Below are 20,686 nucleotides of genomic sequence, written 5' to 3' on the forward strand. Positions count from 1 at the left end.
CCGCTAGCTATCAGATGTGATATCGGTGCGCGAAAACGTGACCCGTCTCACTCGCGGCGTTACGAGTTCCGAGAATCGGCTACAGTTCGCTCACTGTGACGCCGAATGCGAGGGCGGCGGCCCCGGTCGCGCCGCCACCCGCGGCCAGCGGCGTGGGGAGAGCGGAAACGACGCCCACGACGGCCCCGACGAGGAGACAGACGGCCATCCCGAGGAGCGTGGCGTCGAATCTCGTGATGAGGGGTCCGGGTGACACGGTCTAATTACATCTCATTAGCCGAACTGTCAAAATGTTTGTGGGACCGGTCCTACTCGCCTCGCTCTCTCACGTCCGGGTCAGTCGCGTCGGCGGGGTCCGATTCCGCGGCGTCGGCTCCGGAGTCGCGGACGCGGTGCGGCGTCGAGTTCACCGACGCTTCGGTCTCGGTCTCGGTCTCGGTCTCGACGGCGTCTTCGAGGAACGCGAGGGACCGCTCGCGCTCGCCCCGCACCGAGGCGTCGCGCATCCCGAGAGTGATGGCGGTGTCGAAACAGCGAACGGCCTCCTCGTGGAGGCCGCGTTCGGCGAGGAAGAAGCCGCGGTTGTACCACGCCTGCGGGAGTCGCGGGTCGAGTTCGACGGCTCGCTCGGCGCGCTCGAGGGGTCCCGACGAGTCGCCGAGTTCCCACAGCGCGTACGCGAGATTGGTCTCCGCGGCCGCGGCGTGTTCGCCGTCGTCGTCGATGCGGAGCGCCTCGCGGTACGCGCCGATTGCCTCGTCGTACTCGCCGAGTTGGGCGTGGGCGACGCCCTTGTTCACCCACGCCTCGCACGCCGTCGGGGAGTCCGCGTCGGCGTAGGCGACCGCGCGACTGAAACTGTCGACGGCCTGCTCGTGCTCCTCGATGGCGACGTAGGCAAGTCCGACTTCGACGAGCGCCGCCGCGTCGACAGCCTCGGGGTCGATTCCCGCCTCGTCCACGAGTTCGGCGAGGGCGTGGTCGTCCGCCGGGTCGACGAGTCGTCCGTTCACCAGGTACGTCGGGGGTCCGAGGTCGAACCCGTCGTACGGGTCGCCGAATCCCTGTCCGTCCGAGTAGCGGTGTCTGCGCGTCGAAGCCATTCGTACCGATTGGCGGGGAACCGAGATAACGTGGTCGGCGGTCGCGGCGTCCGCCCCCCATCTGCTGTGTCGTCCCTGCCGCCGTCCCCACGCCGCCCGCCCGTCGATGGGTGCTATCTGGTAGCACTACACTATGTCTTCGCGGGTCGTACTTCCCGATGGCGTTGGTGCGAGGCCTGACTGGTCGCCGCGGCGACGCCGGATGGGTACGCATGTCGACACGAACGGCCACAGAGGAGAACCGCACCCTGATTCGAACCGAGTTCGACCGGGCGTGGAACCGCGACGAACTGGACGCGCTCGACGAACTGTACGCCGACACCGTCCGCATCGCCACGACGCGAAGCGGGTCCGACGAGGCGCTCGTCACGCGCGAAGACATCAAGGAACTGCACGGCGAGTGGGACGGCGCATTCCCGGACGCGACGACCGAAATCAACGAGTTAGTCGCCGAGGGCGACGCCGTGATGGTCTGGTGGACCCTCCGCGGCACGCATCTCGGGACGTTCCGCGGCATCGAGCCGACGGGTTCGCAGGTCGAAGTCGACGGGTTCAGCTACCGCCGCATCGACGAAGGAACCATCGTCGAAGTGAAAGACGCCGCGAGCATGGCGACGCTGTTCTCGCAACTCGGCGTCGAGCTACCGGCGTAGCCAACGAGGGCATCACCGCTGGCTCGAGTTTTTATGCACGTTTCCAGAGCCGTTACTCCGCTCACTATCGTTCGCAGAAGCGAGTGCGGGGGACGAGATTGTGAACCGTGCCGAGACGGTCACCCTCGCTGTCGCTCGGGTGCTGCGACTCGTCGGGTTCAAATCTCTCTGCCGCACTTGACACTCGTCACGTAGTTCCTCGGTACAAGTGCGGGGGACGAGATTTGAACTCGCGAACCCCTACGGGAGCGGATCTTAAGTCCGCCGCTTTTGGCCTAGCTCAGCCACCCCCGCGCACTCTCTCGTTCTCCGAGGGGGTGAAAAGTGCTTTCGCTTTACCAGTCGACCGAGAGGGTCCCGTCGCCGTCGGGGTCGGGCGATAGCTCCTCGTCGGTTCGGCGGTCGATGACGTGGATGACGCCGCGGCCCTTCTTCGCCGGGCAGACCTCCGCCGCCTCGATGTTCTCGTCGAGTTCGTCCTCGCCGACGAAGTAGGACTTCGCGCGGGCGAGGCCGGTTTCGAGGTCCATCTCCCAGTTGTCGGCGACCTCCGCGCATCGGCCGGCCCCGAAGCACTTGTTCGCCTCGAAGATTATCTTGTAGGGCTTTTCGTCGACCGGCGGGGCGTTCTCGTCGGTTCCGAAGTCGCTCGGCTTCGGACGCTCGGACTCCTCGCTCATCGTCGGCCCTTACCACGCGGTGGTCTTTGCGCTGTCGGTCGCGCGGCGACCGCGCGGGCCGAGACTCGCGGAACGCCTCGAACTTCTGGTACGTCCGTCGAAGCGCGCTCGTCGCGCTCCAGTCTCAAATTGCGACGAGCGGGCGTACCGTATTCCATCCGTGGTATCCCGACTCAACGGGTCGCTTCCGTCGAACGACTGCTCGACGAACTCACCACCAGTCACGAATCCGTTCTTCAGATTTGATACTCGGAGGCGTGGTCTTATCACCGACCAGAAATCTTCTGGACCAATGGACGACGACAGCCACCTCCGGAGACGAGTGTCGTCGGTTCGCGCCTCCGTCCGGGCCGCGTTCGGGTCGCGCGCGGACGACGACGCCGAATCGGAAGGCGCAGACGCGCAGACACACGACGACGCGCGAAGCGACGGCGGGGGAACTCCCTCGGCCGCTGTCGAGACGAGGAACGGGGAGTCATCACCTGCCGCCGCCGTCGATACCGACACCGCGTCGTCGGCGTCGGACGCCGCCGCGCTCGACGACCTCGACGACTTCTCCGCGGCTCTCGAACGCTGTATCGAGGGCGACCTGACGGTCCGGGTCGAAGTCCCCGACGACCCGGCGCTCGCGCGCCACGCCCGCCTCCTCAACGAGCTGTTCGAGGAGCGGCAGACCGCGGTGCGGAACGTCGACGCCTTCGCCGACCAGGTCTCGGCATCGACCCGAATCGTGGCCGACGCCGCCGAGGAGAGCCGCGAGGAGAGCCGGTCGGTCGCGGGCTCCGTCGACGACATCGCGGCGGGCGCGCGCCGGCAGAGCGAGAGCGTCGAGGAGGTCGCAGACGAGATGCGGAACCTCTCGGCCACCATCGAGGAGGTCGCGGCCTCCGCCGACGAAATCAGGCACGCGACCGACGAGGCCGTCGACCGCGGCGACCGCGGCAAGCGCGCCGCCGAGACCGCCATCGACGAGTTGGCGGCCATCGGCGAGCGGACCGACGCGACGGTCGAACGCGTCGCGGAACTCGACGACCGCATCGACGACATCACCGGCATCGCGACCAAAATCTCGGACATCGCGGAGCAGACGAACATCCTCGCGCTCAACGCCTCCATCGAGGCCGCCCGCGCCGGTGAGGCCGGTTCGGGCTTCGCCGTCGTCGCGGACGAGGTGAAGTCGCTCGCCGAGGAGACGCAGGCCGCGACCGCCGACATCGAATCGACAATCGAGACGATTCGCGCCCAGTCGGCCGCGACGGTCGATGACATCACCGACACGAGCGAGCGCCTCGACGAGGGGAGCGAGACGATTCAGGACGCGCTGTCGGCGCTCGACGGCGTCGTCTCCGACCTCGAGGAGACGAACGGGAGCCTCCACGAGATCTCCGACGCCACGGACTCGCAGGCGGCGACCTCTCAAGAGGTCGTGAGCCAAGCGGACGGCGTCGGCGAGATAAGCGACGAGACCGCGGCGCTCGCGGCCGACGCCGCGGGGTCGGCGCGCCGACAGACCGTGTCGCTCTCCGAGGCGGTGACGAAGATAGACGCGCTTTCGGACCAGGCGGACCAACTTCAGGACTCCATCGACGACTACCGTCTCCACGCCGAGGCGACCGAGTCCGGACAGACCGTCGTCCAGTTCTGGCACGGCATGTCCGGCGACAAGGCGGCGGTGTTAGAATCGCTCGTCGACGAGTTCAACGCCGGCCACGACGGCGTCCGCGTCGACACCGCGTCGAAGGGGAGCTACCGCGGCACGTTCGACGCGACCCTCGCCGCGGCCCGGTCGGGAACGCCGCCGACCATCGCGCAACTGTACGAGGTCGGCACCCAGCGCGCCCTCGACAGCGGGGCGTTCGCCCCCGTCGAATCGGTGCTCCCAGACGGGGCATCGGCGAGCGAACTCGTCCCCGAAATCGCCAACTACTACCGCCACGACGGCGCGCTCTGGTCGATGCCGTTCAACGCCTCGAACCCCGTGTTGTACTACAACGCCGACGCGTTCGAGCGGGCCGGACTCGACCCCGACGACCCGCCGGCGACGTTCGACGAGGTCACCTCGGCCGCGGCGACGCTGAAGACGAGCGGCGCGGTCGACTACGGCGCGACGTGGGCGAACTACAGCTGGTTCGTCGAACAGTGGTTCGCGGCCGCCGGCGAGTGCCTCTTCGACGCCGATAACGGGCGGAGCGGTACCGCCCGAACCTCGAATCTCGACGGTCCGGTCGGGACCCGCGTGTTCGAGTGGTGGCGCGACCTCGAACGGAACGACCTGCTGTTCGACCCCGGCGTCGAGGCCCGGCGAGACGCGCGCGAGGCGTTCCTCGACGGCCGCGCCGCGATGCTCGTGGACTCCAGTTCGAGCGCCGCGTCGGTCGTCCGAGGGGCCGCAGAGCGCGGGTTCACCGCCGAAGTCGGCCGGTTCCCCGCGCCCGGGTCGTCGCGGGAGGGCGTTGTCGTCGGCGGCGCGTCGCTGTGGGTCGCAGACGGCGTCGAATCCCGGAAACGGGCCGCCGCGGGCGAATTTATCGCGTGGCTGACCCGGCCCGAACAACAGCGCCGCTGGCACCGCCGGACGGGCTACTTCCCGGTTCACCGCCGGACGCGGGACCTCCTCCGCGACGACGGCTGGTTCGACGATCACCCCGGCTTCGCGGTCGCGTTCGACCAACTGGCCGAGACCGTCGACACCCCGGCCACCCGCGGCGCTCGCGTCGGTCCCTTCACGACCGTCAGGACCATCGTCTCCGAGGGACTGTCCGAACTGTTCGACGGCCGCGACCTCGACGCCGTGTTGACGACGATGGACGAACAGGTGTCGGCCCGGCTGTCGGAGTACGAGAACTCGGCGAACCGCTGACCCGGTGGGAGCGGGTCTCTCCGAGTCGGACCGAGTCGAAACGGACCGGCCGACTGCGACGAGCCTCAGTGACCGCCCCTCAACGACCGCCCGGTGATGCTTTCGCCATCGAGCCCTAATTCCGAGCGATGCGGCAGTTCCGTCGCTCGCGCTTCGGCGACCTGATTCGCGCCGCCGGCCCCAGCGGCCGCCGCCGATTCCTCGCCGACCTCTGGACCGCCCGCGGGTGGGAGACGACTGTTGAAGACCGCCTCGTCGTCGCCCGCCGAGGCGACCGAACCGAGCGACTCGCGGTCGGCTCCCGTCCTCGGTTTTCCCTGTCGCCGTCGGTTCCCGACGAGGCGACAGTCGTCGTCGCGCTCGGCGACCCCGCGCGAACTCGGCGTGCGGCCCCCGACGACGCCCGCGTCCTCTCGCTCGACGAACTCTTCGACCTCGTCCGGTACGGCCTCCCCGAGGGTCGCGGCGACGACCTCGTCGCCGACCACTTCGGCGTCCGCCTCGCCGACTTGCCGGCCGACGGCGGAGGCGGTGGTGCAGGAAGTGCGGGTCGCGCAGGCGGCGCGCGGACCGGGCCGCTCGCGTCCGTGCTTCCTCCCGCGCTCTCGTCGCTCCCGGTCGCGCCGCTTCTCTTCGCCGCGCTCCTCGTCGCGGCGGTCGTCGTGACCGCCGGTTCGGGCGGCGTGCCGACGCTCGGTGAGGCGCTGGGCGGGCAACAGCCGTCGTCCCCGACGCCAACCGCGGCGACGACTCCCGCCCCGACGCCGACGCCCGAACCGCGGGTGGTCGCTCCCGGCGTGACTACCGCAGGCGTCGAGAACGCGACGCTCCTCGCGGCGGCCCACCGTCGGGCCGCGGCGAACCGGTCGTACCGCTGGACGCTCGGCTACCGCGAGTCCATCGCCGGCGACGAGACGGGCCGCGAGGTCGAGGTCGTTTACGTCGAGGCCCCGCACGTCTACGTCTCCGAGGTACAGCGCGCCGGGCGACTCAGGGCGTTCCCGCGCCCGACCGCCTCGGAGGACGCGTATGCCGACGGGACCACGCGCTACGCCCGCCGACCCGCGGAACCGGACGGCGTCGCCGCCCGCGTCCTCGACCCGGACGTGCGCGACGGACCGGGGCGACAGGCCTCGCGCGCCGCCCGCTATCTCGACTGGTACCTCTCGGCGGACGAGACGAGCGTGGCACGCGTGACGACCCCGGCGAACGCGAGCGTCGAAAACGAGGTGGCGCTGTACCGAATCGAGGGCCGCGGCACCGACTTCCCGCGGTCGCGCGGCTATCGGGTCGAAGCGGTCGTCGAAGAAGACGGGTTCGTCCGCTCGATGCGCGTCACCTACGAGACCCGCGACGGCCTCGGCGTCGAGGTCTGGTTCGCGTACGACGCGGTCGGCGAGACGACGGTCACGCGACCGGCGTGGCTCGACCGCGCCGACGGTTCGAACGGCGGCCGGACCGTCGTTCCGGCGAATGCGACCGGGTAGCGACCGGGCGCGTGCCACCGACCGAGGCCGTCCCGATATTCGCGGCGTTTACTGCTCGACGTCGACCGATTCGAGGACCACGTCGGACACCGGCTTGTCGTTGCGGTCGGTCGGGACAGAGCCGATGTCCTCGACGACGTCCATGCCGTCCGTGACCTTCCCGAAGACGGCGTGCTTGCCGTCGAGGTGGGGCTGGGCGTCGAGCGTGATGAAGAACTGCGAGCCGTTCGTGTTGGGGCCGCGGTTCGCCATCGAGAGCACGCCGGGGCCGTCGTGGCTGAGGTCCGAGTGGAACTCGTCGTCGAAGGTGTAGCCGGGGCCGCCGCGGCCGGTCCCTGTCGGGTCGCCGCCCTGAATCATGAAGTCCGAGATGATGCGGTGAAAGAGGATGTCCTCGTAGAGAGGCTCGCCCTCCATCGTCTCGTCCGTCTCGGGGTGGACCCACGTCTTCTCGCCCGTCGCGAGGCCGACGAAGTTCTCGACCGTGTTCGGGACCTTGTCCTCGAAGAGTTCGACCGTGATGTCGCCCTTGTTCGTGTGGAGCGTGGCCGTTGGGTTGTCGCTCATACTCGACCCGTCGGGCGGGCGAGTGAAAACCGTGCCGCCTCCGGTTCGTCGCCGGTGACGCGGCTCTCCGGTTCTCCGTCGGTGACACGACCCCGTTCGGCCCGAGTCTTCCGGTCGGTTCCGCTGACTGTCACACCGACAGACGTTTTTCTCCCCCGCGACCGAGTGGTGTGAGATGACATCACAATTCGACGGAGGGCGGTCGGAGTGAACGCCCGCTCGACCCTCGAACGCCTGTCGGAACTCGCCAACACCTACTTCGTCGGCCTCGTGCTCCTCGCGTCGGCCGCCGCGTTGGCGCAACCGGACCTGTTCACGTGGATTGCGCCCTACATCTCGCCGCTCCTCGGGCTCATCATGCTCGGGATGGGGCTGACGCTCCAGCCCGTTGACTTCCGCCGACTCGCGGAGCGCCCGCGAGACGTTGCCATCGGCGCGCTCGCCCAGTGGCTCATCATGCCGACCGCCGCCTACGCGCTCACGGTGGTCCTCTCGCTCCCGCCGGAACTCGCCGTCGGCGTCATCCTCGTCGGCGCGGCCCCCGGCGGCACCGCCTCGAACGTCATGGCCTACCTCGGGAAAGGCGACGTGGCGCTCTCGGTCGCCATCACGACCGTCACCACGCTGGCCGCGCCGCTGGTCATGCCCGCGTGGGTCGTCGCGCTCGCCGGCGAACAGCTGCAGGTCGGCTTCGTGGACCTGTTCGTCAACATCCTGCAAATCGTCTTCATCCCGGTCGTCCTCGGCTTCGCACTCCGCCTCGTGCTCGACCGCAACGCGCCCGAGGTCGCCGAAGTCGGCCTCGACGTGTTCCCGCTCGTCTCGGTCCTGAGCATCGTCGCCATCGTCGCGGCCGTCGTCGGCCTCAACGTCGATACCATCCTCGGCGCGGGCGCGGCCGCCATCGGGGCCGTCGTCCTCCACAACGCCATCGGCCTCGGCACTGGCTACGGCACCGGCCGCCTCGCCGGGATGTCCGAGGACCGCGTCCGGACGACGACGTTCGAGGTCGGCCTCCAGAACAGCGGGCTCGCGGCGGCCCTCGCGCTGTCGTTCTTCTCGCCCGCCGCCGCCCTTCCGCCGGCGCTGTTCAGCGTCTGGCACAACATCACCGGGCCCCTCCTCGCGAGCTACTTCTCCCGGTCTGCGAGCGGCTCCGCCGGTGGCGCGCCGGCTGACGACTGAATCGCTCGTAAACGACGCGACATTTCCGTTAGCCCCGTCCGCTCGGAACCTGCGCTGGATTAATGTATTGTGGAGAACAAGCACTACTGTATGGTACGAAACGTCGGCACGCTCGACCGGACTGTTCGCCTCGCGCTCGGCGCGCTTCTCGTCGTCGGCGGCGTCGGAAGCTACGCGGGGCTGTTCTCGCTCGGGTTCGGCCCGGTGCCCGCGGCGCTCGGAGCCGTGTTCGTCGCGGCCGTCGGCGTCATCCTGCTCGTGACCGGGTTCCGCCGGACGTGTCCGCTGTACCTGCCGTTCGGCATCGACACCTCCGACGGCCGGAACTGACGCCCAGTATCGCCCCGTCTGCCCTTCTCGCTCCCCTAACTACAAGACACCCCACCGCGATGCGTCGGATATGCACACCGCGGAGACCGTGACGCTCACTCGCCTCCCCTCCGGCGTCCCGGTACAGACGACGGTTCACACGTACGAACCAGCCGACGGGACCGACGGCCCGACGCTCTACGTGCAGGCCGCCCAGCACGGGCGCGAAATCAACGGCACCGAAGTGCTCCGACGACTGCACAGTCGCCTCGAACGCGCAGAGCTCTCGGGGCGCGTCGTCGCCGTCCCCGTGGCCGACCCGCTGACGTTCGACCGCGTCTCCTACGTCACGCCCGAGGTGCTCGACTCCGTCAACTCCAACATGAACCGCGTCTGGCCGGGCGACGCCGACGGGTCGCTCCACCAGCGCATGGCCGCGAAGCTCTGGGAGTACATCAGCGACGCCGACGCCATCATCGACCTCCACACCGGGAGCCCGGACATGCTCACCCACACCGTCTACCTCCGGGGCGACGAGGCCTCCCGCGACCTCGCGCGGGCGTTCGGCGTCGATATCCTCCTCGCAGAGGCCGCCGGCGACGAGGCCGACGACGAGTGGACCGAACGGAGCTTCGACGGCAAACTCCGCGTGGCGGCCACGAACGCGGGCATTCCCTCCATCACCCCGGAACTCGCCCACAACAAACAGCTCGTCGAGCCGGCCATCGTCGCCGGCGTCGAGGGCGTGCTCAACGTCTGCCGCGACATGGGCATCCTCTCGGGCGCGGTCGAGTCGTGGGACGGCCGCACCTATCGCAACCACCTCGGCCGCGTGCAGGCCGCCGCCTCGGGCCTGTTCGTCGCCCGCGAGGACGTCGAACTCGGCCGCGAGGTCCGCCCCGGCGACCACCTCGGCTGGGTGTACGACCCGACCACCTACGAGGTACTGCAGGAGGTCGAAGCCGAGCGCGCGGGTCTCGTCTACTCTATCGCCCGCGAGGCGACCGTCACGGGCGGCGAGACGCTCGTCGGCATCGCGCTCCCGCTGGACGACGGCGAGGACGACACCGAAGGGGACGACCCCTTCGACGAGGCCGACGGCGACCTCGACATATAGGGCAGAAAACACTTATTCGAGCCGGCGGTCGGGCGTGTATGGACCGCCGCGCCGCGTTCTCGCTTCTCTTGGTTCTCCTCGTTGTCGCGGCGGGCACCGTCTTCGTCCTCGACAGGGAGGCCCAACGGCGGGCGATAGCGGCGGAAGAAACGCGTCTCCAGACCGAACTGGCGGCCAGCGAGTGCGTCACGACGTACGGCACGTCGGCGACCGTCAGCGACGAGTCGGCGTCGGTCGTCGGCCGAAGCCTCGACGGCTGGACGGTCCGCGTCTCGCATCCGTACTGGTACAGCACGAACCGGTCACACACCGACGCGTCGTCGGAATCGGTCTACGTCGTGGGCGTGGAGTCGGTTCGGTACGTCGGCGGTGAGTCGGTAGGGCCGACGTGTTGAAGCGAGAGCGTTCGAGTCGGTTTTAGAACGCGCGCAGGTCTTCGAGCACGGCTTCCGCGTCGCCGGAGGCGATGGTCTCGCGGGCCATCTCCAGCCCCTCGTCGATGGTTTCCGCGTCCTCGCGGGCGTAGATGCGGAGCGCCGCGTTGAGGGCGACGGCGTCGGCGAAGCGGTCCTCGCGGTCGCCGGCGAGCACGGCCTCCGTGATTTCCGCGGAGTCGCCGGCCACGTCGTCCTCGTCGACGCCGAGGTCGTCGTACTCGAAGTCCATGCCGTACTCGGCGGTCTCGATGTCGAAGTCGTCGAAGGTGGCCTCGCCGTCGTCGCCGGCGGTCCACTCGGCGACCTTCGTGTAGCCGGGGCGGATGTCGTCGTAGCCTTCCATGCCCTGGAACATGAGGACGCGGTCGAGGTCGTGGTGCTCGCTCGCCTCGAAGGTGTTGACCATCTTCTTGGCGAACGCGAGGTGGTAGAACGACCCGAGGTGAACCGAGGCGTTCGCGGGGTTGGCGATGGTCTCGATGGTGTTGACGAACGTCCGGACGCCCATGTTGTCGCGGCGCTCCCAGAGGGCGTGGATGGCGGGGTTGAACCGCGGCTGGTAGTAGAAGCCGAAGCCGGTGTCGTCGACCATGTCGGCGGACTCCTCGGGGTCGAGTTCCGTGCGGACGCCGAGTTCGTCGAGGACGTGCTTGTAGGCGTCCTGCTTCTGTGTCGGGACGCGGTCGCCGGAGTGGACGACGACGGGCGTGCCGGCCGCGGCGGCGACGACGCCGGCGGCGACGCCGAGGATGGCGGTCTTGCCCTTGCCGTCGTAGTTCGCGCCGCAGTCGACGGGGTCGGCGTCGGGTTCGGCGTACTCGACGTGTTCGGCCATCACGTCGGCGTAGGCGGCGAGTTCCTCCGCGTTGTTGTGCTTCCAGCGGTTGGCGAGCCAGAACGCGCCGAGCGTCGTGTGGTCCGGTTCGCCGGCGAGGATGCGGCGCATCGCCTCGGACGCCTGCTCGCGGCTCATGTCCTCGGCGGACTTCGTGCCTGTGCCGACGACTTCCGTCATCAGACGCTTCAGCGGCCATTCCCCGAACTCGCTGTCGACTACTGCCATGCGCCTGTGTTCGGGCGAGCGGTCAAAAAACGTCCCGTTCGGTCCCGTCGCCCGGGAGCGACGACGCCGTCCGAAAGCGATAGGCTTCCCGACTCCTAACGCCGGGTAATGAGCGCGTTGTCGGATGATTGGCGGGACGGCATCGACGAGGTCGATGCGGCGCTTATCGACGGCTACCAGAGCGGCTTCCCGGTCGAACGGCGGCCGTTCCGCGCCGTCGCCGAGGCGTTAGGCATCGACGAGGACGACGCCCTCGACCGCGTCCGTCGGCTCCGCGACGACGGCATCTTCCGGCGGTTCGGTCCGGTCCTCAACCCGCCGGTCATCGGGAGTTCGACCCTCGCGGCCGTCTCGGCTCCCGAGGAACGCTTCGAGGAGGTCGCCGAGCTCATCAACGGCTACCGCCAGGTGAACCACAACTACCGCCGCGCCCACGAGTGGAACATGTGGTTCGTCGTCACCGCCGGCTCCCGCGAGACGCGCGACCGCATCCTCGCCGAAATCGAGGAGCGAACGGGTTGCGAGGTGCTGAACCTCCCGATGCTCACCGACTACTACATCGACCTCGAATTCCCCATCGTCAACGACGACCGCTTCGCCCGCGAGAGCCTCGGCGCGACCGACGTGAGCGCCACCCGCATCTCCGAGGACGCGACCGGCGACCTCTCGGCGCTCGAAGCCCGCCTGCTCGTGGAGATTCAGGGCGGCTTCCCCCTGTCGAAGACGCCCTACCGGGACGTGGCCGACGCCCTCGACGCCGAGGTCGACGACGTGCTCGTCGCCGTCGAGCGCCTGCTCGCCGACGGCTGTATCAAGCGCATCGGCTGCGTCGTCAACCACATCGTCACCGGCTTTCGGAACAACTGCATGGTCGTCTGGAACGTCCCCGACGACGAACTCGACGCCCGCGGCGAGGCCGTCGGGAGCCTCCCGTACGTCACGCTCTGTTATCACCGGCCGCGCCGCCCCGAGCAGGGCTGGGAGTACAATCTGTTTACCATGATTCACGGCCGGGACGCCGACGCCGTCGACGAGAAGATAGACGAACTCGCCGCCGACCACCTGCCGTTCGACCACGAGCGACTCTACTCGACGGCGAAACTGAAGCAGACCGGCGCGCAGTACGAGGAGCTCGTGGGCTCCGACGACTGAGGAGAAACAGCACTCGTTTTCGACGCCCGCACCGTCGTCCGCGTTACTTCACCGCGAGAGCGGCGACAGCCGGTAGAGCATCCGCGCGGCCTGCGCGACGCCCGTCTTCGCCAGCGACCCGCTCTTGAGCGCGCCGATTTTCGCGTAGTAGCCGGACTTGAACGCGCCCTTCTTGGCGAGCAGCGCGCTCCCGAGCGCCCCGCGCTTGGCGTAGTACGCGGACTTCCGGCCGGCCGCGCCGGCGTAGTGTTTCGTGCTCGTCGGAATCGGCGTTCGGCGGCCTTGGACCTCGGTCGAGCCGTTGCGGATGGCGTCCAAGATGTCGTCGCCGCTGAGGGAGGCGCGCGACACGTCGGGGATGTCGATTTCCGTGTAGGCGCGACCGACGTACCCGACTTTGTGGGCGTCGCTGCCGGCGACGCCGGGGTACTGGCGATTCGCCGCGAACCGGCGGGCGCGGCGGTTCTTGTAGCCCGTGAAGAGCCACGAGTTGTACGTCTCGATGGCGTCGAAGGCGTCGCCGCCCGCGGCGTCGTGATACCGGCCGAGCCGACGGCGACCGATGCCGTGTCGGCTCCGCTGGAAGGGGTGCGGGACGATGGCGACGCCGCCGCGCTCGCGCACCCAGCGGGCCGTCTCGTCCAGCGGGCGACGACGCGGCGGAAGCTCCTCCACGCCGAGCGCGAGGAGGTGGCCGTCGGCCGTCGAGACTTCCACGCCGGGGATGCCGACGAGGCCGTACATCGGTGCGAGTTGCGCCGCTCGAAGGGACTCGTCGATGACGTCGTGGTCGGTGACGACGACGGCGTCCAACCCGATTTCGGCGGCCTGCTCCAAGATGAGCTCCACCGGGTCGTGCGCGTCGTACGAGCCTTCCGAGTGCACGTGGGGGTCGATGCGGACGGTCAGCGCGGACACGCTTCCTCGTTAGGCTTCGGTAACGAAAAAGACACGCCCGAATCGTGCTATCTCGCAGCACAGCACTCGGGCAATCCGATGGAATCCCGACACCCACCGGAACGACCGTGAAAACCCGCGGGCGCGGAGGGTTCAGGAATACGTCACACTACCGACGTAAATTCGTTTCAGCGAATCTTTAGGAATTATCGTGTCGAACGTGTGCACATGGCATCCCAAGACCGCTTTCGTCCCGCCGCCGACCTCGCGAACCTCCGCGAGTCGGGCCGCGAACTCGTCGCGCTGGACGGACGCTCTATCGTCCTCTTCGACCACGAAGGTTCCGTCAGGGCCATCGACAACGCTTGTCCGCACATGGGTTTTCCCCTCGTTCGCGGCTCCGTGGACGAGGGCGTACTGACCTGTCACTGGCACCACGCTCGGTTCGAACTCTCCTGCGGCGACACCTTCGACCCGTGGGCCGACGACGTGCGGACCTACCCCGTGGAGGTGCGCGAGGGAACGGTCTACGTCGACCCGAACCCCGAGCCGGACGACCCCCCGGCGGTCCGCTGGTCGAACCGGCTGGAAGACGGCCTCGAACAGAACCTCCGGCTGGTCGTCGCGAAGTCCGTCATCGGCCTCCTCGACGCCGGCGTCGAGCCGACGGAGCCGCTTTCGACCGGCGTCCGGTTCGGCTGTCGCTACCGGCGCGACGGCTGGGGGTCGGGACTCACCATCCTGACCGCGATGGCGAACGTCCTCCCCGACCTCGCCCCCGACGACCGGAAGCGCGCGCTCTATCAGGGGCTCGTCCACGTCGCGGGCGACGTCTCCGACGAGCCGCCGCAGTTCGAACAGGACGCGCTCGGCGCGACCGACACCGACTTCGACCGCCTGCGGTCGTGGTTCCGCGAGAACGTCGAGGTCCGCGACCCGGACGGCGCGGAACGCGTCCTCCGGACCGCCATCGCGGCCGGTCACGACGACGCTGAACTCGCCGGCATGGTCGCCGCCGCGGCCACCGACCACCGCTACCTCGACACGGGGCACGTCCTCGACTTCGTGAACAAGGCCTGCGAGGCGCTCGACCACGTCGGCTGGGACCGCGCCGACGAGGTCCTCCCGAGCCTCGTCCGCGGACTCGCTCGCGCCGACCGGGCCGAGGAGTCCGCCGAGTGGCGTCGCCCAATCGACCTCGCGGGCACGCTCGACGACGTGTTCGCCGACCTCGACGACCACGTCGCCGCCGGCGCGGGCGAGACGTGGTCCCGCCCGGACGACCTGCTCGATACCCTCCTCGGCGACGACCCGCACGTCATCGTCGACGCGCTGACCGGGGCGATTCGGAGCGGCGCGACGCCCGCCCAACTCGCCGATGTCGTCGCCTTCGCCGCCGGGACCCGCGTCGCGCGGTTCTCGACCACCAACGAGTTCGGCGACTGGAACACGGTCCACCACACGTTCACCTACGCCAACGCGGTCCATCGGCTCGCCGAGCGGACGGGCGCGAAAGAGCTCTACCGCGGCGCGTTCGACGCCGCCGTCAACGTCTACCTCGACCGGTTCCTGAACACGCCGCCGGCCCCGCTTCCCGACCCGGCCCCCGACGCCGACCCCGCGGAAGCACTCGAAACGCTGTCCGCGGCGTTCGACGCCGAGGGACGGGTGAACGACGCCGGCCGGGCGGCCGCGGTTTTCCTCGACGGCGGCGGCGACCCGGCGAGGCTCCGCCGCGAACTCGGGGGCGCGCTGCTCCGCGAGGACGCCGGCTTCCACACCTATCAGGCGCTCGAAGCCGGGTTCGAACAGGCGGCGACGCGGCCGCCCGAGGAGGCGCGGACCCTCCTCGTCGGCGTCGCGCGCTACCTCGCGGCGCACTCGCCGACGCGCCGGGAGCGAGAACAGACGTTCAGCATCGCCGCGCGACTCCAGCGCGGCGAGTCGGTGTACGGCGAGGACGTCGAAGACGCGGCCCGCTGACCCCGCGCCGGGGTCGTCGCGTCGGCCCCCGTCGCTGTCGCCGTCGTCTCTTTTCTACTGCTCGGCGATTCGCTCGCCCGCGTCGACGCCGCTCCAGAGCGCGGCGTGGACCCGGCCCTCGCCGACCGTCCAGTCGCCAGCGAAGTAGAGGCCGTGAGACTCCCCGCGGCGGAGTATCTCGCGGTCGGCGACGCCGTCGGGGAGGGCGTACCGCCAGCCCTGGTCGTCCACCCAGTCGGGGTCGCGCAGGCGCTCGTCGTCGAGGAGTTCGGCGACCATCCCGGCGACCTCGTCGGCCGCGTCGGAGAGGGGGTCGTCGTAGTGCGCCTCCGACCACTCGGGGCTCGGTTGGACGACGAGCAGGCTCTCGCCGTCGGGGACGTGTCCCTCCTTGCACTCCTCGCGGGCGACCCAGCCGATCGGGTGGGTCTTGTCTGGGTTGACGAGGGCGTACCACGGCTCCTCGCGCTCGAAGGGGTAGTGGAGGACGACGGTTCGAACCGTCCGGTACTCGACGCTCCCGATGGCCTCGCGGAGCGCGACCATGCACTGGTCGCCCCAGCCCATCTCGGTGAGAATCCCGGCCGTCTGCGGGGCCGGCGGCGTCAGGAGCACCGAGTCGAACGGGCCGTGGCGCGTCCCCGCCTCGTCGACGACGGACCAGTAGCCGCTGTCGGGGTTGTGGTCGATAGCGGCGACGCGCGTCTCGCGCTCGACCGTCGCTTCGGTCTCCGCGAGCAGGCGCTTCGCCAGTTGGGTGATGCCCTCGGTCCACGTCCACTTGTGTTGGTCCCGCTCGTCGCCCTCGGAGATGACGCCGTCGCCGTCGAACGTCCAGACCGGTTCGTCGATGTCGACCAACCCGTCCGCGCCCAGTCCGCGGACGAGCCGTTCCGTGCGGCGGTCGTAGTCTTTCACGTAGTTCGCGCCGTGGTCGTACCGACAGCCGTGTCGGCGGCGCGTCGCGGCGCGCCCGCACACGCCGCGGCTCTTCTCGAGAATCGTGACGCTCGCGTTCGCCTCGCGGAGCGCGTAGGCCGCGCCAGCCCCAGCGGCCCCGGCTCCGACGATGCACACGTCGCGAGTCATCTCGCCACCCCGCGTGTGAGTCCAGCCAGCATTGGTCAAACGTGAGGCTTCGAGGCGCTAAAAGACTCGCAACGCGGCGGGATTGGGGACCGCGCCCACGCCTCCACCCCGGCCGGAGGCGAAAACGATTCACGTCGCGCCGCCGGAGTCCGGGTATGTACGACTCGGTCATCTTCGACCACGACGGCGTGTTGACGACGCTCGTCGAGCTTTCGCCCCTCCGCGACGCGACGTGGGACGCCTTCGCCGAACTCGGCGTCGCCGACCCCGACCCGGACCACGTCGAGCAGGTGGTCATCCACGTCACGCCCGAGGACGTGCGCGCCGCCGCCGAGCCCTACGACCTCGACCCCGAGACGCTGTTCCGCGTCCGCGACGAACTCCAGTCGGCCGCCCAACAGCGGGCCATCGCCGACGGCCAGAAGGTCCCCTACGACGACTTCGACGCGCTCCGCCGCATCGACGCCCCGATGGGCATCGTCTCCAGCAACCAGCAGGCGACCATCGACTTCGTCCTCGACCACCTCGATGCGACCGACCTGTTCGGAACCGCCTACGGCCGCGAGCCCTCGATGACGAGCCTCCACCGCAAGAAGCCCGAACCTTACTACCTCGAACGCGCCATGGCCGACCTCGGCGTCGAATCGCCGCTGTTCGTCGGCGACAGCGACAGCGACATCGCCGCCGCCGAGGCCGCGGGCGTCGACTCCGCGTTCATCCGCCGCGGCCACCGCGCCGACCACACGCCGACGCCCGATCCGACCCACGAAATCGCCGGCCTCGACGACCTGCTCGAACTCGACGGGGTGCCCGTCGTCGGCGACGCGTCCGCCGCGTCGGGTCCCGCGGCCGACGGCGGCCGCGAAGGCGGAGCGCCGTCTCGATGACCCGGTCGCTCCCCCGCATCGGCCTCGGGACGATGGGCCTCGACACGCCCGACGAGGCCGCCGCCGTGACGACGGCGCTGGAGTTGGGTTACCGCCACGTCGATACCGCGCAGATTTACGGGAACGAGGCGGTCGTCGGCGATGCGCTCGCGGCCGCCGACGTGCCCCGCGAGGACGTGACGCTCGCAACCAAGGTCTGGGCGGACAGCCTCGCGCCCGCCGACGTGCGCCGGACGACCCGCGAGAGCCTCGAAACGCTCGGAACCGACTCCGTCGACCTCCTGTACGTCCACCGCCCCATCGACACCTACGACCCCGAGGCGACGCTTGCGGCCTTCGACGAACTCGTCGACGACGGCCTCGCCCGCGGGGTCGGCGTGAGCAACTTCACTATCGCCGAGCTAGACGAGGCACTCGACCTGCTCGACGCGCCGCTCGTCGCTCACCAGACGGAGTACCACCCGCTGTTCCAGCGCCCCGCGCTCCTCGACCACGCCGAGGAACACGGCTACGACGTTGTCGCCTACTCGCCGCTTTCGGGGGGCCGCGTCCGCGACGTGGACGAGGTCGTCGCGGTCGCGGAGAAACACGGCGCGACACCCGAGGCGGTGAGCCTCGCGTGGCTGGCCGCCAAGGGGCTGTGCCCCATTCCGAAGGCGTCGAGCGAGAAGCATCTCCGGGCGAATCTCGACGCCGTCTCGCTGGAACTCGATGCGGCCGACGTGGCGGCCATCGACGGTATCGAATTTGAGGTCGAACTGTTTCCCGAGTGACGAGTCAGGCGCTCGGCGCCGTCTCGAAGTCTCAATTTCGATACTAGTCCCGGAACGATTATAATAAGACGGGCGAGTGTCCGACCATGCGGATTCCGAGTGGGGTAAGCGGGTTCGACGAACTCATCCAGGGGGGCTTCCTCCCGCGCCGACTGTACGTGCTGAGCGGACCGCCGGGGAGCGGGAAGACGACGTTCACGGCGCAGTTCATGGCCGAGGGGCTACGGAACGGCGAGAAATGCATGTACATCACCATGCACGAGACCGAAGACGAACTCGTCAACGACATGTCGAGTTTCGACTTCGGCTTCGAGACGCTCGCCAGTTCCGAGGGTTTTCGCTTCATCAATCTCGTGAGCCCGAAGGGCAAACACATCCTCAACCAGTTCTCCCAGACCGGTGGCTCGTCGAGCGTCCAGAGCCTCACCGACAAAATCGTCGCGTTCGTCAACTCCCGGCAGGTCGACCGCCTCGTCATCGACTCGACGATGTTGCTTCGGCTGTTTTTCGCCAACGGCTCCGAGGAGATGACGCGGTTTCTGACGGCGCTCAAGCAGGGCGACGCCACGACGCTTCTCATCTCCGAGATGACCGACCCCTCGTCGTACTCCGACGAGCACTTCCTCGCCCACGGCGTGGTGTTCTTCCACAACTATCTGGAGGCGACGGGGATGACACGCGGCATTCAGGTCATCAAGATGCGCGGGACGAACATCGACTGCGACATCCGGTCGCTCGAGTTCACCGACAACGGACTGGTCGTCGACCCCCGGTCGAAGGTCGACCTCTGAGGTAACCACAACCATGTACGAACGGGTCTTCGGAACGGACTGGCGGACGATTTCGGACGAGGAGGCCATCCGCCGGATGTACGCCCTCGGCGTCTCCAGCGCGCTCGGCCACCCGAACCGCGGCGAGTTCGAACGCATCCGCCGGCAGGCAGGGACCGCCTACGGCCGGAGCGTCCTCCAACTCGCCTTCGAGGAGGGCAAACAGCGCGTCGCCCGCAACGAGTCGGAGTACGACTCGAAACAGGACGTCTGGGAGGCGCTCGTCGACGAGGAGACGACGCCCGCCACGACGGGTCGCGCCGACGTGACGATGCAGAAGCCGACGGACAAACAGGGCATCCCCAACGCCGTCGGCCGGGCGTCCGTCCTCGACGGGAACGACGACGACTTCGCTCGGATTCGGCTACCGAAGTTCCTCCGACGCGGGTAGTCGAAGGGACGACGCGAGTAGCCGACGAGCCTTTGGGCGTTCGAACCCTCTCTCGACGTATGAGCGACAGCGAATTCAGCCTCTCCGAGTCCGAGTGGCGCGAGCGACTCTCGGAGGACGCCTACCGCGTCCTCCGCGAACAGGGGACCGAGCCGCGGTTTTCCGGCGAGCACGTCGACCGGAGCGACGACGGCGTCTACCGCTGTGCCGGCTGTGGGACCGAGCTGTTCGACTCGGAGACGAAGTACGACTCGAACTGCGGGTGGCCGAGCTTCTACGCCGCCGAGGACTCGAACATCGAGCTTCGGCGCGACCTGAGCCACGGCATGGACCGCACCGAGGTCGTCTGTTCGACCTGCGGCGGCCACCTCGGCCACGTCTTCGACGACGGCCCGGAGCCGACCGGCAAGCGCTTCTGTATCAACTCGGTCGCGCTCGATTTCGAGGCGGACGAAAAATAGGTCGGAAGAGACGACAGCGAACCGGACCGACGAACACCGAACGCGAACCTCGCCTTCCTCACGCCGAACTCTGATACGTGAGGAACGTCACGGCGACGGCCGCGAAGAGGTCGGGCAGGAACGTGAACGGTCCCAGCCCACTCCCCCTGAACCCGAGGAGGATAGACGCCAGCGGGTTCGACGTGAGGGCGTACAGGAGCAACGCCGCGGTGAAGAGCAGCAGGCTCAGGGTGAACCGGTTCGGAAGCTCCCGGTAGAGCATCGCGTAGGTGGCCGCGAGGAACCCGAGCGCGACGAGGTTGTACGTCGAGACGAACAGTTTTAGCTGCACGAACAGGTCGGGGATGGGCGGGCCACCGGGGCCGCCCGGCTTGTGCGGGACGAACAGGGCGGGTCCGAACCACGTCACGAGCGCGGCGACGGCGAGCGAGACGACCACGACGACCGCGGTCCGTCGGAGCGGGTCGCGGTTGGGCGCGTCGCTCACGCGTCGTCACCTCCGACCGCGACGTCGTCTAAGTTGGCCTTCCGAGCCACCTCGTCGAGCACGTCGAGGTTGGCTTCCATCTGATCGGTCAGAAAGTACGTCTTTCCGTAGTTGTCACCCATAGTCATCAACACGTTGTTCTCGACGAGGAGTTCCAGGTGGTGCTGTGTGGTCTTGTAGTCGAGGTCGAGTTCGTTCGAGAGTTGGTTGGCGTTCATCGGCATGTCGTCGAGCGCGCGGATAATTCGCAGGCGGTTTCGCCCCCCGCGCGACCC

23 protein-coding genes and 1 tRNA gene are annotated in these 20,686 nt (G+C 68.8%); 14 read left to right on the top strand and 10 right to left on the bottom strand.

Annotated elements, in window-relative coordinates; genetic code table 11:
• Nucleotides 1–79: 79 nt before the first annotated feature.
• Both AUR65_RS19975 and AUR65_RS09590 read right to left on the bottom strand, forming a co-directional pair.
• Complete coding sequence (locus tag AUR65_RS19975) at nt 80–256, bottom strand: hypothetical protein (protein ID WP_199180587.1); 177 nt, start codon at nt 254–256, stop codon at nt 80–82.
• Between the two features lie 52 nt (nt 257–308).
• Nucleotides 309–1,103, bottom strand: coding sequence for a tetratricopeptide repeat protein (locus AUR65_RS09590; RefSeq protein WP_058566602.1), 795 nt, complete (start codon nt 1,101–1,103; stop codon nt 309–311).
• A 212-nt stretch (nt 1,104–1,315) separates the two neighbouring features.
• On the opposite strand from AUR65_RS09590, the gene AUR65_RS09595 reads away from it, so the two are divergent.
• Nucleotides 1,316–1,756: an ester cyclase gene (locus tag AUR65_RS09595; RefSeq protein ID WP_058566603.1), complete on the top strand. Its 441-nt coding sequence runs from the start codon at nt 1,316–1,318 to the stop codon at nt 1,754–1,756.
• A 209-nt stretch (nt 1,757–1,965) separates the two neighbouring features.
• On the opposite strand, the gene AUR65_RS09600 is transcribed toward AUR65_RS09595, so the two are convergent.
• Together AUR65_RS09600 and AUR65_RS09605 are read right to left on the bottom strand one after the other, a co-directional pair.
• A tRNA-Leu gene (locus AUR65_RS09600) sits at nt 1,966–2,050 on the bottom strand.
• A gap of 41 nt (nt 2,051–2,091) precedes the next feature.
• Entirely contained in the window at nt 2,092–2,436 is a 345-nt protein-coding gene (locus AUR65_RS09605; RefSeq protein ID WP_058566604.1) for a ferredoxin, read from the bottom strand.
• 292 nt (nt 2,437–2,728) lie between these two features.
• Between AUR65_RS09605 and AUR65_RS09610 the strand changes: the two genes are divergently transcribed.
• Entirely contained in the window at nt 2,729–5,296 is a 2,568-nt protein-coding gene (locus AUR65_RS09610) for a methyl-accepting chemotaxis protein (RefSeq protein WP_058566605.1), read from the top strand.
• Between the two features lie 128 nt (nt 5,297–5,424).
• Nucleotides 5,425–6,783, top strand: coding sequence for a hypothetical protein (locus tag AUR65_RS09615; RefSeq protein ID WP_058566606.1), 1,359 nt, complete (start codon nt 5,425–5,427; stop codon nt 6,781–6,783).
• A 48-nt stretch (nt 6,784–6,831) separates the two neighbouring features.
• Here the strand turns inward: AUR65_RS09615 and AUR65_RS09620 are convergent, their stop codons facing one another.
• Nucleotides 6,832–7,350: a peptidylprolyl isomerase gene (locus tag AUR65_RS09620; protein WP_058566607.1), complete on the bottom strand. Its 519-nt coding sequence runs from the start codon at nt 7,348–7,350 to the stop codon at nt 6,832–6,834.
• Nucleotides 7,351–7,557: 207 nt separating this feature from the next.
• Between AUR65_RS09620 and AUR65_RS09625 the strand changes: the two genes are divergently transcribed.
• The 4 genes from AUR65_RS09625 to AUR65_RS09640 all read left to right on the top strand — a co-directional run bounded on the left by AUR65_RS09625 (nt 7,558) and on the right by AUR65_RS09640 (nt 10,356).
• A complete protein-coding gene (locus tag AUR65_RS09625) occupies nt 7,558–8,535 on the top strand; it encodes a bile acid:sodium symporter family protein (RefSeq protein ID WP_058566608.1) in 978 nt (325 codons plus the stop codon).
• A 90-nt stretch (nt 8,536–8,625) separates the two neighbouring features.
• Nucleotides 8,626–8,865 (top strand): YgaP family membrane protein, encoded by a 240-nt coding sequence (locus tag AUR65_RS09630; protein WP_058566609.1) that lies wholly within the window; start codon nt 8,626–8,628, stop codon nt 8,863–8,865.
• A 70-nt stretch (nt 8,866–8,935) separates the two neighbouring features.
• Nucleotides 8,936–9,961, top strand: coding sequence for a succinylglutamate desuccinylase/aspartoacylase family protein (locus tag AUR65_RS09635; protein WP_058566610.1), 1,026 nt, complete (start codon nt 8,936–8,938; stop codon nt 9,959–9,961).
• 38 nt (nt 9,962–9,999) lie between these two features.
• Nucleotides 10,000–10,356, top strand: coding sequence for a hypothetical protein (locus tag AUR65_RS09640; RefSeq protein WP_058566611.1), 357 nt, complete (start codon nt 10,000–10,002; stop codon nt 10,354–10,356).
• 22 nt (nt 10,357–10,378) lie between these two features.
• Here the strand turns inward: AUR65_RS09640 and AUR65_RS09645 are convergent, their stop codons facing one another.
• Nucleotides 10,379–11,461: an anthranilate phosphoribosyltransferase gene (locus AUR65_RS09645; RefSeq protein ID WP_058566612.1), complete on the bottom strand. Its 1,083-nt coding sequence runs from the start codon at nt 11,459–11,461 to the stop codon at nt 10,379–10,381.
• Nucleotides 11,462–11,569: 108 nt separating this feature from the next.
• Between AUR65_RS09645 and ahbB the strand changes: the two genes are divergently transcribed.
• Nucleotides 11,570–12,613, top strand: a complete 1,044-nt coding sequence (gene ahbB, locus AUR65_RS09650) for a siroheme decarboxylase subunit beta (RefSeq protein ID WP_058566613.1) — start codon at nt 11,570–11,572, stop codon at nt 12,611–12,613.
• Nucleotides 12,614–12,661: 48 nt separating this feature from the next.
• Here the strand turns inward: ahbB and AUR65_RS09655 are convergent, their stop codons facing one another.
• Nucleotides 12,662–13,531, bottom strand: a complete 870-nt coding sequence (locus AUR65_RS09655; RefSeq protein WP_058566614.1) for a CehA/McbA family metallohydrolase — start codon at nt 13,529–13,531, stop codon at nt 12,662–12,664.
• 207 nt (nt 13,532–13,738) lie between these two features.
• Between AUR65_RS09655 and AUR65_RS09660 the strand changes: the two genes are divergently transcribed.
• Entirely contained in the window at nt 13,739–15,493 is a 1,755-nt protein-coding gene (locus AUR65_RS09660; protein ID WP_058566615.1) for a Rieske (2Fe-2S) protein, read from the top strand.
• Nucleotides 15,494–15,547: 54 nt separating this feature from the next.
• Here AUR65_RS09660 and AUR65_RS09665 read toward each other — a convergent pair whose 3' ends face one another.
• A complete protein-coding gene (locus AUR65_RS09665; protein ID WP_058566616.1) occupies nt 15,548–16,582 on the bottom strand; it encodes an NAD(P)/FAD-dependent oxidoreductase in 1,035 nt (344 codons plus the stop codon).
• A gap of 155 nt (nt 16,583–16,737) precedes the next feature.
• Between AUR65_RS09665 and AUR65_RS09670 the strand changes: the two genes are divergently transcribed.
• The 5 genes from AUR65_RS09670 (at nt 16,738) to msrB (ending at nt 19,924) form a co-directional block, all read left to right on the top strand.
• The gene (locus AUR65_RS09670; RefSeq protein WP_058566617.1) at nt 16,738–17,469 is read left to right on the top strand and encodes an HAD family hydrolase; all 732 of its coding nucleotides are present in this window, start codon (nt 16,738–16,740) and stop codon (nt 17,467–17,469) included.
• Entirely contained in the window at nt 17,466–18,242 is a 777-nt protein-coding gene (locus tag AUR65_RS09675) for an aldo/keto reductase (RefSeq protein WP_058566618.1), read from the top strand. Before AUR65_RS09670 ends, AUR65_RS09675 begins: the two co-directional genes overlap by 4 nt.
• Nucleotides 18,243–18,328: 86 nt before the next feature.
• Complete coding sequence (locus AUR65_RS09680) at nt 18,329–19,033, top strand: RAD55 family ATPase (RefSeq protein WP_004062671.1); 705 nt, start codon at nt 18,329–18,331, stop codon at nt 19,031–19,033.
• A gap of 13 nt (nt 19,034–19,046) precedes the next feature.
• Nucleotides 19,047–19,463: a hypothetical protein gene (locus tag AUR65_RS09685; RefSeq protein ID WP_058566619.1), complete on the top strand. Its 417-nt coding sequence runs from the start codon at nt 19,047–19,049 to the stop codon at nt 19,461–19,463.
• Nucleotides 19,464–19,522: 59 nt separating this feature from the next.
• Nucleotides 19,523–19,924: a peptide-methionine (R)-S-oxide reductase MsrB gene (msrB, locus tag AUR65_RS09690; protein WP_058566620.1), complete on the top strand. Its 402-nt coding sequence runs from the start codon at nt 19,523–19,525 to the stop codon at nt 19,922–19,924.
• 58 nt (nt 19,925–19,982) lie between these two features.
• Here the strand turns inward: msrB and AUR65_RS09695 are convergent, their stop codons facing one another.
• Nucleotides 19,983–20,411: a hypothetical protein gene (locus AUR65_RS09695; RefSeq protein WP_058566621.1), complete on the bottom strand. Its 429-nt coding sequence runs from the start codon at nt 20,409–20,411 to the stop codon at nt 19,983–19,985.
• Nucleotides 20,408–20,686 (bottom strand): winged helix-turn-helix domain-containing protein (locus tag AUR65_RS09700; protein ID WP_058566622.1); only part of this gene is annotated, 279 nt, incomplete at its 5' end. The genes AUR65_RS09695 and AUR65_RS09700, both read right to left, overlap by 4 nt.

Origin of the sequence: Haloferax marisrubri (genome assembly GCF_001469875.2) — an archaeon.
Taxonomy (GTDB): Archaea; Halobacteriota; Halobacteria; order Halobacteriales; family Haloferacaceae; genus Haloferax; species Haloferax marisrubri.

Excerpts from the sequence above, each read along its gene's own strand:
- ahbB (WP_058566613.1), top strand. The coding sequence starts at position 11,570 with ATGAGCGCGTTGTCGGATGATTGGCGGGACGGCATCGACGAGGTCGAT.
- AUR65_RS09595 (WP_058566603.1), top strand. The coding sequence starts at position 1,316 with ATGTCGACACGAACGGCCACAGAGGAGAACCGCACCCTGATTCGAACC.
- AUR65_RS09670 (WP_058566617.1), top strand. The coding sequence starts at position 16,738 with ATGTACGACTCGGTCATCTTCGACCACGACGGCGTGTTGACGACGCTC.
- msrB (WP_058566620.1), top strand. The coding sequence starts at position 19,523 with ATGAGCGACAGCGAATTCAGCCTCTCCGAGTCCGAGTGGCGCGAGCGA.
- AUR65_RS09675 (WP_058566618.1), top strand. The coding sequence starts at position 17,466 with ATGACCCGGTCGCTCCCCCGCATCGGCCTCGGGACGATGGGCCTCGAC.
- AUR65_RS09615 (WP_058566606.1), top strand. The coding sequence starts at position 5,425 with ATGCGGCAGTTCCGTCGCTCGCGCTTCGGCGACCTGATTCGCGCCGCC.
- AUR65_RS09645 (WP_058566612.1), bottom strand. The coding sequence starts at position 11,461 with ATGGCAGTAGTCGACAGCGAGTTCGGGGAATGGCCGCTGAAGCGTCTG.
- AUR65_RS09620 (WP_058566607.1), bottom strand. The coding sequence starts at position 7,350 with ATGAGCGACAACCCAACGGCCACGCTCCACACGAACAAGGGCGACATC.
- AUR65_RS09640 (WP_058566611.1), top strand. The coding sequence starts at position 10,000 with ATGGACCGCCGCGCCGCGTTCTCGCTTCTCTTGGTTCTCCTCGTTGTC.
- AUR65_RS09680 (WP_004062671.1), top strand. The coding sequence starts at position 18,329 with ATGCGGATTCCGAGTGGGGTAAGCGGGTTCGACGAACTCATCCAGGGG.
- AUR65_RS09605 (WP_058566604.1), bottom strand. The coding sequence starts at position 2,436 with ATGAGCGAGGAGTCCGAGCGTCCGAAGCCGAGCGACTTCGGAACCGAC.
- AUR65_RS09590 (WP_058566602.1), bottom strand. The coding sequence starts at position 1,103 with ATGGCTTCGACGCGCAGACACCGCTACTCGGACGGACAGGGATTCGGC.
- AUR65_RS09685 (WP_058566619.1), top strand. The coding sequence starts at position 19,047 with ATGTACGAACGGGTCTTCGGAACGGACTGGCGGACGATTTCGGACGAG.
- AUR65_RS09630 (WP_058566609.1), top strand. The coding sequence starts at position 8,626 with ATGGTACGAAACGTCGGCACGCTCGACCGGACTGTTCGCCTCGCGCTC.
- AUR65_RS09665 (WP_058566616.1), bottom strand. The coding sequence starts at position 16,582 with ATGACTCGCGACGTGTGCATCGTCGGAGCCGGGGCCGCTGGGGCTGGC.
- AUR65_RS09610 (WP_058566605.1), top strand. The coding sequence starts at position 2,729 with ATGGACGACGACAGCCACCTCCGGAGACGAGTGTCGTCGGTTCGCGCC.
- AUR65_RS09635 (WP_058566610.1), top strand. The coding sequence starts at position 8,936 with ATGCACACCGCGGAGACCGTGACGCTCACTCGCCTCCCCTCCGGCGTC.
- AUR65_RS09660 (WP_058566615.1), top strand. The coding sequence starts at position 13,739 with ATGGCATCCCAAGACCGCTTTCGTCCCGCCGCCGACCTCGCGAACCTC.